Annotated in this window: 12 protein-coding genes and 1 pseudogene; 5 read left to right on the top strand and 8 right to left on the bottom strand. The window is 70.8% G+C overall.

Annotated features, from left to right (window positions below):
• Positions 1-78 precede the first annotated feature (78 nt).
• Entirely contained in the window at positions 79-1,026 is a 948-nt protein-coding gene (locus tag BLT25_RS13250) for a sigma-70 family RNA polymerase sigma factor (protein ID WP_091046570.1), read from the top strand.
• A 157-nt stretch (positions 1,027-1,183) separates the two neighbouring features.
• Here the strand turns inward: BLT25_RS13250 and BLT25_RS13245 are convergent, their stop codons facing one another.
• From BLT25_RS13245 to BLT25_RS13230, 4 genes are read right to left on the bottom strand one after another with little or no spacing between them, the layout of a single operon-like run.
• Entirely contained in the window at positions 1,184-2,323 is a 1,140-nt protein-coding gene (locus BLT25_RS13245; RefSeq protein WP_091046567.1) for a DNA polymerase IV, read from the bottom strand.
• A 35-nt stretch (positions 2,324-2,358) separates the two neighbouring features.
• Positions 2,359-3,696, bottom strand: coding sequence for a glycoside hydrolase family 3 N-terminal domain-containing protein (locus tag BLT25_RS13240; RefSeq protein ID WP_256328584.1), 1,338 nt, complete (start codon positions 3,694-3,696; stop codon positions 2,359-2,361).
• 42 nt (positions 3,697-3,738) lie between these two features.
• Positions 3,739-4,329 carry a dephospho-CoA kinase gene (coaE, locus tag BLT25_RS13235; RefSeq protein ID WP_091046562.1) on the bottom strand — a complete coding sequence of 197 codons (591 nt, stop codon included), beginning with the start codon at positions 4,327-4,329 and terminating at the stop codon, positions 3,739-3,741.
• 41 nt (positions 4,330-4,370) lie between these two features.
• The gene (locus BLT25_RS13230; RefSeq protein WP_091046559.1) at positions 4,371-5,345 is read right to left on the bottom strand and encodes a helix-turn-helix domain-containing protein; all 975 of its coding nucleotides are present in this window, start codon (positions 5,343-5,345) and stop codon (positions 4,371-4,373) included.
• An 89-nt stretch (positions 5,346-5,434) separates the two neighbouring features.
• Between BLT25_RS13230 and BLT25_RS29885 the strand changes: the two genes are divergently transcribed.
• On the top strand, positions 5,435-5,578 hold the full coding sequence (locus BLT25_RS29885; protein ID WP_176883851.1) for a hypothetical protein: 144 nt from the start codon (positions 5,435-5,437) through the stop codon (positions 5,576-5,578).
• Between the two features lie 66 nt (positions 5,579-5,644).
• Here BLT25_RS29885 and rpsA read toward each other — a convergent pair whose 3' ends face one another.
• Positions 5,645-7,126, bottom strand: a complete 1,482-nt coding sequence (rpsA, locus tag BLT25_RS13225) for a 30S ribosomal protein S1 (RefSeq protein WP_008361841.1) — start codon at positions 7,124-7,126, stop codon at positions 5,645-5,647.
• A gap of 363 nt (positions 7,127-7,489) precedes the next feature.
• Between rpsA and BLT25_RS13220 the strand changes: the two genes are divergently transcribed.
• Positions 7,490-8,290 (top strand): class I SAM-dependent methyltransferase, encoded by an 801-nt coding sequence (locus BLT25_RS13220; protein WP_256328583.1) that lies wholly within the window; start codon positions 7,490-7,492, stop codon positions 8,288-8,290.
• Positions 8,291-8,379: 89 nt separating this feature from the next.
• Here the strand turns inward: BLT25_RS13220 and BLT25_RS13215 are convergent, their stop codons facing one another.
• Positions 8,380-9,342 (bottom strand): cell envelope lipid trafficking protein PgfA, encoded by a 963-nt coding sequence (locus BLT25_RS13215; protein ID WP_091046557.1) that lies wholly within the window; start codon positions 9,340-9,342, stop codon positions 8,380-8,382.
• 110 nt (positions 9,343-9,452) lie between these two features.
• On the opposite strand from BLT25_RS13215, the gene BLT25_RS13210 reads away from it, so the two are divergent.
• Positions 9,453-11,363, top strand: a complete 1,911-nt coding sequence (locus tag BLT25_RS13210; protein WP_143033741.1) for a hypothetical protein — start codon at positions 9,453-9,455, stop codon at positions 11,361-11,363.
• A pseudogene (locus BLT25_RS30430) lies at positions 11,363-12,418 on the top strand (acyltransferase family protein); the annotation flags it as partial. The gene BLT25_RS13210 and the pseudogene BLT25_RS30430, both read left to right, overlap by 1 nt.
• A 14-nt stretch (positions 12,419-12,432) precedes the next feature.
• On the opposite strand, the gene BLT25_RS30705 reads toward BLT25_RS30430, so the two are convergent.
• The gene (locus tag BLT25_RS30705; protein ID WP_091046550.1) at positions 12,433-16,662 is read right to left on the bottom strand and encodes an alpha-(1->3)-arabinofuranosyltransferase domain-containing protein; all 4,230 of its coding nucleotides are present in this window, start codon (positions 16,660-16,662) and stop codon (positions 12,433-12,435) included.
• On the bottom strand, positions 16,629-17,414 hold the full coding sequence (locus BLT25_RS13195; RefSeq protein WP_091046548.1) for a class I SAM-dependent methyltransferase: 786 nt from the start codon (positions 17,412-17,414) through the stop codon (positions 16,629-16,631). Before BLT25_RS13195 ends, BLT25_RS30705 begins: the two co-directional genes overlap by 34 nt.
• Positions 17,415-17,521 lie beyond the last annotated feature (107 nt).

The following is a 17,521-nucleotide window of genomic DNA, read 5'->3' as shown; positions in this document are numbered from 1 at the left end:
CTCTACCAGGGAACACCTGGGAGGGGCGAAGCGTTGAAACCACCGTGAGGCCACAAACCTCACCGTGAGGAGGTTCCCATGGCGACACGCACCGCCACTGCCACCCGAGAGATCGAGGGCCGTGACAGCGTCGGGCTGTATCTCGACGAGATCGCCCGCAACGAGCTCCTGGATGCTGCCAAAGAGGTTGAGCTGTCCAAGGCGATCGAGGCCGGCCTGATGGCCGAGCACCTCCTTGCCGAGGGCCGCGTCGGCCGCAAGAAGGCACCCGGTGGAGCCACCCGAGCCGAGTTGGAGTGGCTGGCCGAAGAAGGCCACCGCGCGACCCGTCAGTTCATCAACGCCAACCTGCGACTGGTGGTGTCCATCGCGCGGAAGTACGGCCGCGCGCAGATGCCGATGCTCGACCTGATCCAGGAAGGAAACACCGGCCTGATCCGGGCCGTTGAGAAGTTCGACTACACCAAGGGCTACAAGTTCTCGACGTACGCGACGTGGTGGGTGCGCCAGGCGATCACCCGTGGCATCGCCCAGCAGGCGCGTGTGGTCCGGCTCCCGGTCCACGTCGTCGAGGAGCTCAACCAGGTCGGCGGCGCCCGCCGCACCCTGGAGCGTCAGCTCGGCCGCGACCCGGAGCCGGAGGAGATCGCCACCGAGCTCGGCATGGACATCGACCGCGTCCTCGACCTCCTCTCCTGGGGCCGTGACCACGTCTCGCTCGACACGCCGATCGACGAGGACGGCGACACCTCGCTGGGTGACCTGATGGCTCAGGAGTCCTCACCGTCGCCCGACATGGACGTCATCGACGTCGAGTCGCGCGAGCGGCTCAACTCGCTGGTCGGTCAGCTCGACGAGCGTTCCGCCGACATTGTCCGCTCCCGCTACGGCCTCACCGACGGTCGTCAGCACAAGCTCGCCGACATCGGCGTCAAGCACGGCATCTCCGCCGAGCGCGTACGCCAGCTCGAGCGCGAGGCCCTGCAGAAGCTGCGCCGCTTCGCCGACCCGGATCTCGCGGCGTAGCCGCTAGATCCCGGTCGCGTCCCGGTCAGCGATCCCAACCGATGACTCGGCGCCCCTCCTGGAGGGGCGCCGAGTCTTTTTCTGCCGAGACGTCACTTGCGTCGGCCGAGTTGGCACCGCGGTGCCAACTCGGCCGACGCAAGTGACGTCTCGGCGGTCAGTAGCCTTCCGGCGGCGGAGCCATCTCCAGGCGTACGCCGATGAGGCGGACCGGGCGGTCCTTCTCGACCCGCTCCAGGAGCGCCTCGGCCTCGTCGGCGAGGCGGTCGGGGTCGAGGGTGGGCTCGGGGAGCTTGTGGCCACGGGTGACGGTGAAGAACGGTTTGAGCCGCACCTTGATCTCGACCCTGGTCACCGGGCGGCCCTCCTTCACCACGTCCACCAGGCACTCGCCGCACAGGCGGCGGGTCGCGGCGACGATGTCGGACCACTCGACGAGGTCCTGCTGGAAGGTCTCCTCGTGGCCGTGGCCGCGAGCGACCCACGGCGAGGGGTCGACGGGGCTGGTGTCGGCGCCACGGCCCAGACGGCGCAGCCAGGGGCCGGTCGTCGGGCCGATCTCGGCGGCCAGACGCTCCGCAGAGGCCGCTCCCAGGTCGGCGACCGTCTCGATCCCGAGCCCGCCGAGCCGCTTCGCGGTCTTCGCCCCGATCCCCCACAGCGCGTCGGTCGGGCGATGGCCCATCTCGGCGTGCCAGCTCTCGTGGGTGATCCAGTAGACGCCGGTCCCCCGCGGCTGACCGTCCGGACCGGGCTCGTGCCCGCCCGCCCCGGCCTCACGCGCGAGGGCACCGTCGACCCGCTGCTTGGCGAACCCCGTGGCGAGCTTCGCCTGCAGCTTGTTGTCACCGACACCGACGCCGCTGCGCAGCCGGGTGCGTTCGAGCACGAGGTCGCGTACGTCCTGGGCGAAGGCCACCGGATCACCGAGGTCGCCGTGGTCGGGGCCGGGTCCGAGGAACGCCTCGTCCCAGCCGAGGACCTCGACCAGGACCGGTGGGCCGCCCCACTCCAGCGATCGCAGGGTGTCCATGACGCCCGCGGAGGCCTCGTCGTAGGCCACGTGGTCGACCGGCAGCAGCACGGCGTCGGGACACTTCCGTACCGCCAGCCGCAGCGGCATCCCCGAACCCACCCCGTGCGCCCGCGCCTCGTAGGAGGCGGTCGAGACCACCGCCCGCTCGGTCGGGTCTCCGCGTCCACCGACGATCACCGGCTTCCCGGCCAGCTCGGGCCGGCGTAGTACCTCCACCGCCGCGATGAACTGGTCCAGGTCGACGTGCAGCACCACGCTCATGCCCCGATGGTGCCACGAACAGGCGCGGCGAGGGGTCAGCCCTCGGAGGCGGCCTCCGAGAGAGCCGCGGAGGCCTGCTCGGCCTGCTCGCGTACGTCACCGGGAACCGGCACCTCACCGGCGGTGCGCTGCTGCCACATCTGCATGGCCACGACCTTCGCGGCGGCGTCCTCGACAACAGCGCGGTCCAGGCGACCGGAGCGCATGGCCTTGACGACGCTGCGGTGCGCGGCCCTGGAGTTGGCCGGCATCAGCAGCAGGTCGGCGCCGGCCTCGAGGGCGGCCACCGAGGGCTTCTTGGTGGTGGTCGTGACCGCACCCATGCCGAGCGAGTCGGTGACGGCCACGCCCTCGAAGCCGAGGTCGTCGCGGAGCAGGTCGTAGATCGGGGCGGCCATGCTGGCGGGCTTGCCGGGAGCCACCGCCTTGACGTCGACGTGGCTGATCATGACGGCCGGCGCGCCGGCGTCGACCGCGGCGTCGAACGGAACCAGGTCACGCCGCTTCAGCTTCTTCATCCTGAAGTCGAGCTCCTGGAGCCCGAGGTGGGTGTCACCGGTGACCGCGCCGTGGCCCGGGAAGTGCTTGGTGGTGGAGACCAGGCCGGCGGCGTTGTAGCCCTGCACGGCCGCGGAGACCGCCGTCGCGGCGATCCTCGGGTCCTGACTCGGGGAACGCGAGCCGATCGTCGGATCGGCCGCGCCGACGGTCACGTCGGCCACCGGCGCGAACGCCCAGGTGAAGCCCAGATCGCGCAGCTCGAGCGCCGTCGTCCGCGCCGCCTCGGTCGTCGCCGCGACGCCCTTGCGCGGCTTCGCCTCGATGGCGTCCCCCGTGCGCTCGAACTCCGGGAACTCGGTGGCCACGCCGCGCAGGTGGGAGACGACGCCACCCTCCTGGTCGACGCCGATCACCGCGGGGAACGAGCGGCCGTCAGCCGCCACGGCACGGGAGACCGCGGCGGTCGTCTCGCGCACCTGGGCCTCGTCGACGACGTTCTCGCCGGTCACGCTGACCCCGGCGAGGTGGAGCTTGCGCACCATCTTGGCCGCCTTGGCCGGGTCGGTGCCGTGGTATCGGCCGACGATCACCTGTCCGGCGAGCTGCTTCTCGTTCCAGCCCGCCACCAGCTCGCGGGCGGTCGCCAGCTCTCCGCGCGTCGGCCCCCAGGCCAGCGGCGTGGTGTCCTTCTTCGGGTCGGTCCTCGTGGTGGCGGCTGCCGGCTGGTTCGGCTCTTCCTCGGCCCTCGTCGGCATTCCGACGGTCACCGCCGCCGCACCCGCGCCGGCCGCCAGGGCCAGCACGGCCCCGGCGATCACCGGTCGCATCCAACGCCTCGGACGACGCTGCTGGTCCTCTGAATCGGTGTGCATGCCCCCAGTCACGCGGCCGAGTATGTCAGCAACCCCCGCCCATCACCGCGTTCCGGCGAGTGCGTCGTAGATCTCCCGCACCCGCTTGCGCAGGTCGTCGAGGGTGCCGGTGTTGTCGATGACGTACGTCGCCGCGGCGAGCCGATCCTCGCGACTGGCCTGCGCGGCGATCCGGGCGCGGGCGTCGATCTCGGTCATCCCGCGTGTGATCGCCCGCTCGACCTGGGTCTCGACCGGTACGTCGACGACGATGACCTCGTCGAAGAAGGGCGCGTAGCCCACCTCGACCAGCAGCGGGATGTCGTTGACGACCAGCTTGCCGGCCGCCCGGCCGGCCTCCTCGAGCTCCGTGGAGCGCGCCCCGACCAACGGGTGCACGATCGCGTTGAGCCGCCCGCGGGCACCCTCGTCGGCGAAGACGATCTCCCCCACCTTCGCCCGGTCGAGCGCACCGGACTCGGTCAGCACCGTCGGCCCGAACTCCGCCACGACGTGGGCGAGCCCCGGCGTACCCGGCTCGACGACCTCCCGGGCGATCTTGTCCGAGTCCACGATCACCGCCCCGAACCCGGCCAGCAGCTCCGACACCGTGCTCTTCCCCGAGGCGATCCCGCCGGTGAGTCCTACGCGCATGGCCCCAACTTAGTGGGGCCGCTGTCGGCGCCCGGCGCCGCCTAGGCCGGCATGGCCGAGTCGAGGCTGTCGCTGCAGGCGAACCGGCGCCGGTAGGCCTGCGGGGAGAGCCCCCGCACCCGGGTGAAGTGGTGGCGCAGGGCCGCTGCGTTGCCGAAGCCGACCTCGCCCGCGATCCACTCCACCGACCGGTCGGTGCGCTCCAACAGCTCCTCGGCCCGGCGTACCCGCTGTGCGGTGATCCAGGCATAGGGTGTCGCCCCGGTCTCGGCGCGGAACCTGCGAGCGAACGTACGCGAGGACATCAGCACTCGATGGGCCAGCGAGTCCACGTCGAGGTCTTCGTGGAGGTTCTCCACGATCCAGGCCAGCAGCGGGCCGAGCGTCTCGGCGTCGACCTCCGGCACGGGGTGGGAGATGAACTGCGCCTGGCCACCGTCACGCTGGGGCGGCACGACCATGCGGCGGGCCACGGCGGAGGCGACCGCCGCGCCGTACTCCTGGCGCCAGATGTGCAGGCACGCGTCGAGCCCGGCAGCGGTGCCGGCGCTGGTGATGATCTGCCCGGTGTCGACGTAGAGCACCTCGGGCACCACCTTCGCCTCGGGGAACCTCGCCGCGAGCTCGTCGGTGTACTTCCAGTGGGTGGTGCACTCACGCCCGTCGAGCAGACCCGCCGCACCCAGCGCGAACGCCCCGCCGCAGACGGTCAGGATCCGGGCACCACGCTGATAGGCGCGCAGCAGCGTCTCGGCCACCTGAGGCGGCACGGGATCGCCCCGGCGCATGGCCGGCACACACACCAGGTCGGCCTCGTCGGCCCGCTCGAGACCGTACGTCGCCTCGATCCCGAAGCCCAGGTTCGTGCGCACCAGGCCGGGCTCGAGCGAGCAGACACCGAAGTCCAGCAACGGCACCCCGTCGTCGCGCCGATCGAGCCCGAAAGCCTCGCACACGACCCCGAACTCGAAGGGGGCGACACCGTCCCAGATCACCGCAGCGACGTTCCTAAGCACCTCAGAAGGGTGCCAGTTGGCAGGAAATCACGCAACTTAGGCATTTCTGCCAATGTGGCAGGAATACCTGGTAGCGAAGAATTACTGCCATGACCACAGCACTGATCCTCATCGCACTGTTCGCCCTCGTCACCTACGCCACGCTCGCCACCGTCCACGGCGACCGCCCCAAGGCCGCTCCCCGGTCCCACGACGTCGACCCCGACTTCTTGCCAGCGGTCAGACTGCCCTAGACGCCGAATGCCCGGCCCCTCGAAAGGGGCCGGGCATTCGTGCGTTTCAGAGCATCAGCTCCGCGTTCACTGACCGCCGGTCAGCTTCTCGCGCAGAGCCTGCAGCGCCTCGTCGGAGGCGAGGGAGCCGCCCTCGTCCTCGGAGACGGTCTCGTCGACCGAGCCACCCGAGGAGTAGGAGGTGGCCTCGCCGGCCTCGGCAGCCTTCTCGGCGGCCTCCTGCTGCTGCTTGATGTGGGCCTCCCAGCGGGCGTGGGCCTGAGCGTACTGCTCCTCCCACTTCGCGCGCTGCTCGTCGTAGCCCTCGAGCCACTCGCCCGTCTCCGGGTCGAAGCCCTCGGGGTAGATGTAGTTGCCCTGGTCGTCGTAGGTCGCCGGCATGCCGTAGAGCGTCGGGTCGAACTCCTCGACGTCGGTCGAGGTGACCGTCTCGTTGGCCTGCTTGAGCGAGAGCGAGATGCGACGACGCTCGAGGTCGATGTCGATGATCTTGACCATGACGTCGTCGTTGACCTGGACGACCTGCTCGGGGATCTCCACGTGGCGCTCGGCCAGCTCGGAGATGTGCACCAGGCCCTCGATGCCCTCCTCGACACGGACGAACGAACCGAACGGCACCAGCTTGGTGACCTTACCCGGGACGATCTGGCCGATCTGGTGGGTGCGGGCGAAGTGCTGCCACGGGTCCTCCTGGGTCGCCTTCAGCGACAGGGAGACACGCTCGCGGTCCATGTCCACGTCGAGAACCTCGACGGTGACCTCGTCACCGACGGTGACGACCTCGGACGGGTGGTCGATGTGCTTCCAGGACAGCTCCGAGACGTGGACGAGACCGTCGACGCCGCCGAGGTCCACGAACGCACCGAAGTTGACGATCGAGGAGACGACACCCTTGCGGATCTGACCCTTCTGGAGCTGGGTCAGGAAGCCGTGGCGAACCTCGGACTGGGTCTGCTCGAGCCAGGCACGGCGCGAGAGGACCACGTTGTTGCGGTTCTTGTCGAGCTCGATGATCTTGGCCTCGAGGGTCTGACCCACGTAGGGCTGCAGGTCGCGGACGCGACGCATCTCGACGAGGGAGGCCGGGAGGAAGCCACGCAGGCCGATGTCCAGGATGAGACCACCCTTGACGACCTCGATGACCGCGCCCTCGACGACGCCGTCCTCCTCCTTGACCTGCTCGATCGTGCCCCAGGCGCGCTCGTACTGCGCGCGCTTCTTGGACAGGATCAGGCGGCCTTCCTTGTCCTCCTTCTGGAGCACCAGGGCCTCGACCTTGTCGCCGACCTCGACAACCTCGGACGGGTCGACGTCGTGCTTGATCGAGAGCTCGCGCGACGGGATGACACCTTCGGTCTTGTAACCGATGTCGAGCAGGACCTCGTCCCGGTCGACCTTGACGATGACACCGTCCACGATGTCGCCGTCGTTGAAGTACTTGATGGTCTCGTCGATCGCGGCGAGGAAGTCCTCTTCCGACCCGATGTCGTTGATCGCGACCTGAGGCGCGTCGTAGTCGGGAAGAGGAATGTTGAGCGTGCTCGTCATAAGGGAGGTGGTTTCCTTGGGTGGACAGATATCGTCGGGTCACACACGGCTCAAGTCTCGGGTCGGCAGCCCCTCACCGGCACCAGCACAAACAGGCTTCGTCGCCCGGCGTGAACCGGCGGTCGAGGTAGCAAGCCAAGGTCCACTAGGTCTGGGACCCGGGCAGACTTCAGACGCAGTTTCTTAGCCTACGCTCCCGCCACAGGCTCCGTCCAACTGTCGACGTCACCGCGCTGGGCCTACGCTGTAGGGGTGGACCAAGCCATCAGCCCGGTCGTTCGACCGGAGGCGCCCATCGATCCCCCTTCGACAGGCTCAGGACATCGCTTCGGCGCGATCGAGACCTTCGAAACGTCCGGCCCCGTGGTCAGAGCCGAGCGGCGTACGGTCGGTGAAGCCGAGTCGCGCCACGCGAACGGCCCCGACTGGGACCGCTATGCCGACGAGTACCAGGCGACCCACGGACCGTTTCTCGGCGAGGCCGGGTTCGTCTGGGGCCCGGAGGGCCTGACCGAGGCCGATCTCGGCATCCTCGGCGACGTCGACGGCTCAGACGTGCTCGAGCTCGGCTCCGGGGCGTGTCAGTGCTCCCGCTGGGTGAACACCCAGGGCGGGCGCGCGATCGGCCTGGACCTCTCGGGCCGCCAGCTCCAGCACTCCCGGCGCCTCGACGAGCAGACCGGCGTGGTCGTCCCCGCGGTCCAGGCCACCGCGACCGACCTGCCGTTCGCGGACGGCTCCTTCGACGTGGTCTTCTGCTCCTTCGGCGCGCTGCAGTTCGTCAGCGACATCGCCCACGCGATCGCCGAGACCGCCCGCGTCCTGCGGCCCGGCGGCCGCTTCGCGTTCTCGATCACCCACCCGACGCGGTGGATGTTCCCCGACGACCCCGGCCCCGAGGGCCTGATCGCCGCGCAGTCCTACTGGGACCGCACCCCCTACGTCGAGGTCGACGACGAGACCGGCAAGGTGTCCTACGTCGAGCACCACCGCACCCTCGGGGACTGGGTCTCGCTGCTGGCCGGTGCCGGGTTCACGATCACCGACCTGGTCGAGCCCGAGTGGCCCGAGGACCACGAGCGGGTCTGGGGCGGCTGGTCGCGCACCCGGGGACTGTTGACCCCCGGGACCGCGATCTTCGGCGCCGACCTGACGCGCAGCTAGGCAGAGCCGGCTCCGACGAAAAGCCGAGCGCGGACCCGGGGGCTGTCAGCCTCCGGGTCCGCGAACGTCTATGCCTGTGTGATTGACCGTCAGGCGTCAACCAGCGTCTTGTCGTCCGCGGCGGCGTGGGAGCCACCGTTGGGCTTGCGGCCGCGCAGGACCAGCCAGAGGCCGATCAGCAGGAAGATCAGCCCGGCGACGAGGCCGACGACGGGAATCCAGACCCCGATCAGGTTGAGCTGGGCGATGTTGCCCTTCGCGTCCTCGGCGTTGTTGGAGACGGTCTCGTCGGAGTAGCTCATGTCGGCGTCGATCAGCACCATGCCGGTGCTGGTGACCATCTTCTGGGTCGCGCTCTGGTCGATGTAGGAACCGGTGGTCGGCTCGACGTAGATCGTCTGGGTGGCCTCGTAGGTGCCCCGGATGTCGTCCTCGGTGTCCTTGACCCCGTCGTCTCCCGCCGAGAGCGACGCGTCGTCCTCGGAGGCCGAGACCTCGAACTGGTAGGTCTTGACGCCCTTGACGTCGACGTCGTCGACGTAGGTGGCGATGACGGTCGTGCCGAGCGTGTCGTCCCAGTACTCGTAGTCGTGACGCTCGGTCTCGAACGGGAACTTGCCGGCCAGGCCGGTCATTCCCTCGACGGCGCGGTCCTCACCGACGTACTTGGCCTGGTCCTCGACGACCTCGGAGGTCTTGCGGTCCATGGCGTAGGCGCGCTCGGTCGTGGTCACCACCCGGTCGTCGTCCTCGGCGCGGGCACACGGGGGCGTGTCGCCCTCCTGGATCATGATGCAGCCGGCCTCGACGAAGACGACGACGTCGTCGGTCGACTCCTTCGGAGCCGCCTCGGTGGTCCGGGTGTATTTCACCGGAACTGGGGTATCCGACTTGGCCAGCGCACCGCTGGCGGTGCCGTCCAGCACGGTCGTGGTGTTGACGTTGAGCGGCACGGTCGCCGCGGCGTCCCGGCCCCAGAAGCCCGCTACCGCGGCAGCGACCAGCGCAAACGCGCCGACCAGCAAGAAGACGTAACCAATCACTCTTCGCATGTTTTTGCCCCTCCCAAGGCCTCGGGTCCCCCCTCGATCCGCGAACCGTAGCAGCAATACCGGGAGAGGTGTGCAACGGGTCACAAACCACTGTGCGACACTTCCTCTTCGTGTCACACCCCCACACCACCTCCACCGCTGCCGAGCCCGCCGACGGGCCGGCCGGCGACGGCATCCTGGCCACGCCGGGCAAGGTCGTCGCGGTAGCGCTGGCGATGATCGCCGCCCAGCTCGGCTTCCGCGCCTGGGCGCTGAGCGGATCGTGGTACCGCTTCGACGACGCCAACTTCATGTCGAAGCTGATGTCCGACGGGCTCTCTGCCGACCTGCTCTTCCACGGCTTCGCCGGACACCTGATGCCGGGTGCGTTCGCGCTGACGTCCTACAACTTCAGCCTCGACCCGTACGCCTGGGTCTACCCGGCCGCCGAGCTCCTCGTGCTGCAGGCGATCGCGAACCTGGGCGCACTGGTCTTCCTTTGCTCCGCGTTCGGGAAGCGGGCCGGGATCCTGCCGCCGCTGGCGCTGTTCCTGTTCAGCTCGATCAGCCTGCCGGCGTTCCTGTCCTGGGGTCCCGGGATCACCCAGCTGCCGTTCCTCGCCGCGATCTTCTGGGGGTCGTGGGCGCACCTCAACTACCTGCGTACGCGGCGGTTCGGCTGGGCGCTGCTGACGATGCTCATCACGCTGGCCGCCATCGCCTTCGGCGAGAAGGCCATGCTGCTGTTCTGGCCCTACGCCGTGCTGGCGCTGGGCTGGTTCGCCAGCGGTGACATCCTGACCCGGCTGCGGACGATCCTGGGCCGCTATCTGCCCGGTGTGCTCCTCTACGGGGTCGTCTCGATCGGCTCCGTGGTCGCCTACCTGACGCTGGGCGCGGGATCGTCGAAGGCGTCGGGCAGCTCCGACGCCAACGGGTTCGCGCTGGTCGCGCAGCGGTTCCTCCTGGAGTCGTGGGCGCCGGGCGTGGTCGGCGGGCCGCTGCGCTGGAAGTGGATCGAGGGCAACTCTGCCGGCTGGGCCGAGCCGGGCGCGGTGGTCTCGGTGCTCGCCGTCGGCGTGCTGGCACTGCTGAGCTACGAGCTCGCGCGCACCCGCTCGATCGCGCTGCGGGCCTGGTGGCTGGTCGGCGGGATCCTCGTCATCGACATCGCCCTGATCACCGCCATCCGGGCCGGCGGGGTCGGTGCCGACATCGCACTCGCCTACCGCTACCTCACCGACACGATCGCGGTCACCGCGATGGCGCTCGCGCTGGCCACGCTGCCGCTGCGCGGGGCGGTGGAGACGCTCACCCCGACGCGTACCTCGCCCTTCCTCGACGTCCCCCAGCGGGTCGCGGTGGCGACCGCGGTCGTCACCGCGCTAGGGCTCTTCTCGTCCTACTCCTACGCCCAGGGCTGGCACGAGGACGACAACACCCGGCGCTACGTCGACACCGTCCGCGCCGACCTGGCCGACGTCTCAGAGCCGCTGCCGATGGCCGACGGGCCGGTGCCCGAGTGGATGGTCTGGGGCGCGTCCTACCCCTACAACCAGGTGAGTCGGGTGCTCCGGCCGCTGTCGGACAAGATGGCGTTCCCCAAGGCCAGCACCGACAATCTCTACCTGGTCGACAAGGACGGTCACATCCGGCCGGCGCTGGTGGACCCCGAGCGACGCTCGGTCGGCGCCGTCGACCCGACGCCGAGCCTGGACAAGTGCCCGCTGCGGGTGCGGCAGACACCGCTCGAGGTGAGCCTCGACGGTGGCGTCGACGGCGCCGGGTGGTGGATCCGGGTCGCCTACGTGGCTGCGGCCAAGGACTCGGGCCGGATGCGGGTGACCGCCGGCGACCATTCCTACGATGTCGAGGTCGAGCCCGGGTTCCGCAGTCTCTACCTGCGTACGGGCGAGGGACGTTTCGACACTGTCGGCTTCCAGAGCCTGACTCCGGGATCGAAGCCGTGCCTGGGTGGCATCGAGGTCGGCAGCGTGGTGCCGTTCGGCGACCCGATCTCAGGGCCTGAGGAGGATGGCTGATGGCTGACCAGAGCTACCTGGACCGCCGGTTCCTCACGCTCGACGCGCTGCGCGCCGTCGGGGCGCTGATGGTGGTGCTGACCCACGTCGCGTTCCACACCGGCCGCTACCCGCGGGGCTGGACCGGGGCGATGCTCGCCCACTTCGACCTCGGCGTTGCGCTCTTCTTCGTGGTCTCCGGGTTCCTGCTGGCCAGGCCGTGGTTCGCCGCCAGCGCCGCCGGAGCTCGGCCGCCGAGCACCGGTCGCTACCTGTGGAAGCGGGCCCTGCGGATCCTGCCGCTCTACTGGGTGGTCGTGGCCGTATGCCTGATCGCCGCGCCCGCGAACTCGGATGTGGGTGTCGGGGGCTGGATCGCCAACCTGACCCTGACCCAGATCTACACCCAGGACACCCACGCCTACGGCCTGGCGCACATGTGGAGCCTGTGCACCGAGGTCGCCTTCTACCTCGCGCTGCCGCTGGTGGTGCGGCTGCTGACGCCGCGGGACCGCCTGGATCTGCGCCGCGTGCTGGTGCTCTGCCTGCTGCTCTCGATCGGCGGCGTGGTCTTCGCAGCCGGCGCCCGGACCTGGTTCGACCAGCCGTTCGCGGCCGAGTGGCTGCCGGCGTACCTGCCGTGGTTCCTGGCCGGCACCGCGCTCGCGGCCTGCTCGGTCGACGCCCGGATGCGGGCACGGTTGGACGCGGCCGCGCGCGACCTGGCCGGCTGGTGGCTGCTGGCGCTGGGTCTCTTCGTGGCGGCCTGCACGCCGATCACCGGCCCGACCGGGCTGGTGGACGCCCCGACGCCGGCCGAGTCCGCGCTCAAGTGCGTGCTCTACGGTGCGGTCGCAGTGTGCGTCATCTTCCCGCTGGTCTTCGGGCCCGAGCTCGAAGGACCCGTACGCCGGTGGCTGGCCCGTCCGGTGCCCAGCGCGCTGGGCGAGATCTCCTACGGCGTCTTCTCGATCCACATGTTCGTGCTGCTCATGGGCATGGAGCTGCTCGGGTTCGGCACCTTCAACGACCGTTTCTGGACGGTGCTGGGGATGACGCTCGCGGTCACCATTCCGATCGCGGCGCTGTCCTACGTCCTCTTCGAGCGCCGGGTGATGCGGCTGCGCAGCTGGCGTCCTTCCGGGCGCCGGCCGAAGCGGCGGCCCGAGGCCGCGCCTGCTTCTGAGTCCGCTCCTGAGTCCGCCTCCGAGCCCGGTGTCACCGAGGCGGCCGCGGCAACCAGCACGATCGCGACCAGCGAGAGCGCCTGAGCCGTCCAGGCGGGCGGGTCCCAGGGCAGGTCCCAGGCGGTCGGGAGGATCTCGACGGCCAGGGCGCCGGCGAGCAGCGCTGCTCCCGACCCGGCGGCCAGGAGGCGTACGAGACCCGGCCGGCGGCCGGTCAGGCGTGGCAGCAGCCAGGCGACCACGGCCGCCAGCGCGCCCCACCAGCCGGCCAGCAGGCCGGCCACGAGGACCAGCAGCCCGGCGTCGTACCACCGCCACGGCGCGGCCACCGGGAACAGCTCCAGGCTGTGCGGCGTGCCGCGGCGGCGCCATGAGGTCACCAGCGCGAGCGCCAGGACCAGCGCCACGCCGCCCGCACCGGCGATCAGCCCGGCACGGTAGGTGCCTTCGGGCGCGAAGCCGAAACGTACCTCTCCCCCGGCGCCGGCGGGCACGATCCAGCCCTGCTGCCAGCCGTCGACCCGCTGGGCGCGCAGGACCTTGCCGTCCAGGGTCGCGGTGGCGCCGGTGTTGATGTTCTGCGGGAGCACGAGGACCCGGTCGTAGGCCTCGGCGGAGACCGTCGCCGAGACCGCCGCGTCGCGCTCGTCGCGGTCCACCTCGACCGCCTCCGGGGACTCCGCGTCCGCGATCACCTCCGCACTGAGCTCGAGGCTGTCGACACGGAGGGCACCCACGGGATCTGCCAGCAGCGTGTTCTCACCGGCGCTCAGGTTGATCGGGGCCGTACCGCAGACTCTCAGAGGCACCTCGCCGCCGCGCAGCAGGTCGGAGAGCGACCCAGTGACCGACGTACGCAGCACCCGCTCGCCCACGCGGATGTGGGGCCCCTCGGCGCAGCCGGCGCGGAGCGTCCCGTCGCCGAGCGGACGGCCGTTGACCTCCAGCTCGGAGATGCCGGCGGGCAGCTCGGTCGCGTCGGCCCTGCTGGAAGGCTGGTCGTAGGCGGCGTCGGTCTCGGTGATCCGGATCCGGAGCCGGTCGGTGCGCCAGCCGCTGGGCACCGCGACGTCGCCGTCGGCGTCGACCTCGCGGGTCACCGTGCGCTTGGGGCGGCGCAGGTCGGTGATCTCGACCTCGGTGGGGATGCTGACCGGGGCGGCCTCGTTGACCGCGAGCCGTAGCGACCTGATCCGCTGCCGCTCGGGCAGCCGGAGGCTCACCGTGGCCGGCTCGGTCGACGGCGCCCGCCAGGAGGTGCCCTCGTCACCGTCGGCCATCGCGAGCGCCGACTGGGCGATGTCTCCGCTGCTCGGTGCGGTGATGTCCACGCCGGCGAGCTCGGCGGCGGCCGCGGCGTAGGCGTGGTCGCGGCGCAGCGACACGGTCCCGGTGACGTCGAACGTCTGCCCGCGGGTGAGGGTGATGAGCCGGTCCAGGTCGTCTCCGTCGTCGCCGGTGCCGGCCAGGAACGGCTCGCAGTAGAGCACCCCGTCCTGGCTGATGCAACCGCTGCGATCGGCGTCGCGACCGAGCCGGATCTTGCGGATCGTGGCGTCCTCCGGTGGCACGGGGAGCGCGACCAGGCGCTGGGCGTCCACGCCCTCGATGGAGAGCTCGCTGATCCCCCAGGGGCCGTAGGCGGTGGCTCCGCGGGCGGTGATCGTCAGGTTGCGCGCACTGAACCCGGTCAGGTCGTACGTCGCCTCCTCCCCCGGCTGCGGGGCGTAGACCTTGCGCATCTGGGCGCCGGCGACGAGCTCGAGCCGCTCGACCCCGACGACGTTGCTCGGGAGCGAGATCGTGATCTTGCCGAGGTCGGTCTCGTCCTCGAACCTCACCCGGAACCAGGCGCCCTCGGGGTTCTGGTCCCATCCGGTCTCGGTGCGCCACGCGGTGTCGGGGTCGCCGTCCAGGGCCGCCGAGGGCGCCCGGCCGCGATCGACCGGGACCTCCTCCGGGGTCGCCGCCGAGCTGGAGGCCTCCACGGCCTCGACCCCGCGCCAGACCATCGTGCTCTGCCACCGCTCCTGGTCGGCCAGGTAGCGGTGGAAGTTCTCGGGCTGGTCGGAGTCGACGCCCTCCTCGGCGGTGCGGGTCGCGGAGGAGTTGGCGCGGACGCCGGAGAAGAGGGTCGTCCGCCGCCGCTGGCCGTCGGTCAGGATGACGTCGGTCGACTCCTCGGAGGCTCGGGTGTCGTCGGCGGTCAGCACCGCCGGCGCCCCGCTGGCGGGCTCGCCCGGGTCGCCCATCACGGTCGTCTTCGCCGGGATGAGGGTCCCGTCGGAGGTGGCGTCGTCGACCTCGTAGATCTCGATCGGCGGGTACTCCCCCGCCAGTCCCCCGTCGACGAGGACACGGGTGCCCTTCTCGCGGTGGTAGGTGGTGTTGCCGAACTCGGTGCCGAAGCTCGCCTCCCGGGTCAGGCCCGGTGACTGGGCGAGGGTGGCGTGCACCAGGGAAGGCGGCGGGGCGCCGGTGGTGCCCCAGTGCAGGTCGTTGCGTACCAGCAGCCGGGTCACGCCCGCCTTGGCCAGCATCGGCGCGAGGTCCGCGCTGGGCGTGCCACGCTCGATCTCCTCGGTGACCCGGTCGAGCCAGACGACGTTGCCGGGCTCGGCCAGCGGCACCACGCCGCGTACGGCCCAGCGGGAGTCGGCGTAGGGCTGCAGGACCTCGTCGTGGGTGCTGCCCCACAGGTAGTCGCCGAAGCGGGCGGCCGGGACCACGAGCGTGACACCGCCGTCGTCGTTCTCGGAGAGGTAGTCGGCGGCGTCGGTCCAGAAGCCCGGCACGTTCTCGATCGACCCGGGCGGCGGCACCTGGCCGCGCACCCAGGGCACCGCGAGGCCGGCCAGCGCGGCCACCACAGCGATGACGAACACCCTCCTGAGCCACTGGGCGGCCTTCGTGGCCGTCCCGGAGGTGCGCGCCAGCTCGGCGCGGAAGAGGATGGTCTCGACGGTGAGCACGACGCCGGCGGCGAGACCGAGGCGGAGCACGGCGTCATACTTGTGGCTGTTGCGCACCGCGGCCAGCGCGCCGTCGACGAGGTCCTGACGGGCCTCGGCTCCCCAGCCGGCCAGCGCGCCGGTGTAGCCGATCCCGACCAGGACGGCGCCGGCCAGCACGCAGCCGATCAGGAACCGGGTCTCGGGGTGGCGCCGCGCGCGGCCCACCCCGGCCAGACCGGCGAGCCCGATCGCGACGACGGCGGCCGCGTCGAGGACCAGGTAGGGCGTGGCGTGCAGGCTCTGCCCGGCCGGGTAGTAGAGCGGGTCGGCGTAGGCGACCCAGTCGGAGGTGCCGAGCAGCGTCGGAAGCAGGCCGGTGGTCGAGGCGGTCACCGCGGCGGTCTCGATGTAGTCGAGGAAGGGCGGGATGTAGCGGCCCTGGAGCACCAGCGGGATGGTCCACCACAGGGTGGCGAGGACGGTGAACACGCCCCACAGCGCCAGCGCGGCGAACCGCCGGGCGCCGGTCCTGGTCAGCAGGAAGACCACGCCCGGGACCAGCACCGCCGAGACCGCCGTCGCGTTGACGCCGCCCGCGCAGGCGACCGCGAGGGCGGCCACGGCACACCAGCGCGCCAGGTCCTTCGTCGTGGTGGTGCCGCTGGCGCGGATGACGGCGAGCAGCACCCACGGCGCGATCGCGGTCGGCCACAGCTCGGCCGAGTTGGCGCCGAGGATGGTCATCACGCGTGGCGTCAGGACGTACGCCGCCGCACCCGCGACCTGCGCCCACGGCCGCCCCAGCTGCAGCTCCCGGGCGACCATCAGGACTCCCAGGAACGCCAGGTTGAGCAGCAGCGCCCACCACAGCCGCTGGATCACCCACTCCGGCAGCTGGGCCAGCTGGCCCAGCCCGTAGAAGGGACCCATCGGCCACAGGTAGCCGATCGCCTGGTTCTGCACCTGGCCGAAGGCGCCCTGGGCGTCCCACATGTTCAGCGACCGGGCCAGGAAGGCCCACGGGTCGGCGCTCAGGTCGAACTTGGTGTCCGCGACGATCCGGCCCGGGGCCTGGGTGAACGTGATCGCGGTCAGGATCGCGACGTACGCGATGAGCCTGAGCTTGGAGGTGGCGGAGGGTGGGGTCACGTCTTGCGCAGCACGAGCAGGAGGTTCCATGAGAGCACCTCCCTCACCACCGGGACCCGCATCAGCCACGCCGCCCACGCAGGGTGGTAGCGCGGAACCGCAGCCAGGATCTCGGCGTTGCCGGCCCTGCGCTGAGCACGCGCCCAGCGCAGCCCCGCGGATGCGGTCGCTGCGTACATCGACTCGCCGAACTTGTTCTTGGGCTCGTGGCCGTGCTTGCGCTGGTAGCGGCGGCGCGCGAACCGGCCGCCGAGCAGGTGCCACGGGCTGGTCTCATGGCCGCCCCACGGACCCCACCACAGTGTGTAGGAGCAGAAGACGACGCCGCCGGGCTTGGTCACCCGGAGCATCTCGTCGAGCATCGCGGTCGGGGTCGGGACGTGCTCGAGGACGTTGGAGGAGTAGCAGGCGTCGACACTTCCGGTGCGGACCGGAAGCCGCATCCCGTCGCCGAGCATGCTCCCCTCGGCGACGATCCCGGCTCCCTGCATCTCGCCGGCGTCGGCGTCCAGTGCCAGGTAGGTCGCGCCGGCCTTCATGAAGGCGTCGCGGAAGTAGCCAGGGCCACCGCCGACGTCGAGCAGGACGGTGCCTTCGAGGGTCTCTCCGTCGGTGTAGTGGGCCAGCTGGCCGACCGAGTCGGCCGCCAGGGCGGTGTAGAAGCGCGCCGGATCGGTCTGCTCGACCCGGAAGTCGCTGAAGAGACGTACGGAGCGCCGCAGCGTCGCGCTCCAGCCGCCGCCGGTCGGGGCGTCGCGCTGGGAGTCGAGGAGGTTCGGCACGGCGGGAACCCTAACCGATTACCCCAACGGGTGTGCATTCCATCACGAAATGTCCTACTCTCCAGTAACTGCGTGACCCTGGGGAGGGAGCGCTCAGCAGCGGGGAA

This window comes from Nocardioides sp. YR527, from assembly GCF_900101045.1.
GTDB lineage: Bacteria > Actinomycetota > Actinomycetes > Propionibacteriales > Nocardioidaceae > Nocardioides.
Note: the sequence above shows the minus strand (reverse complement) of the source record. Positions and strands in the feature narration are given on the sequence as shown.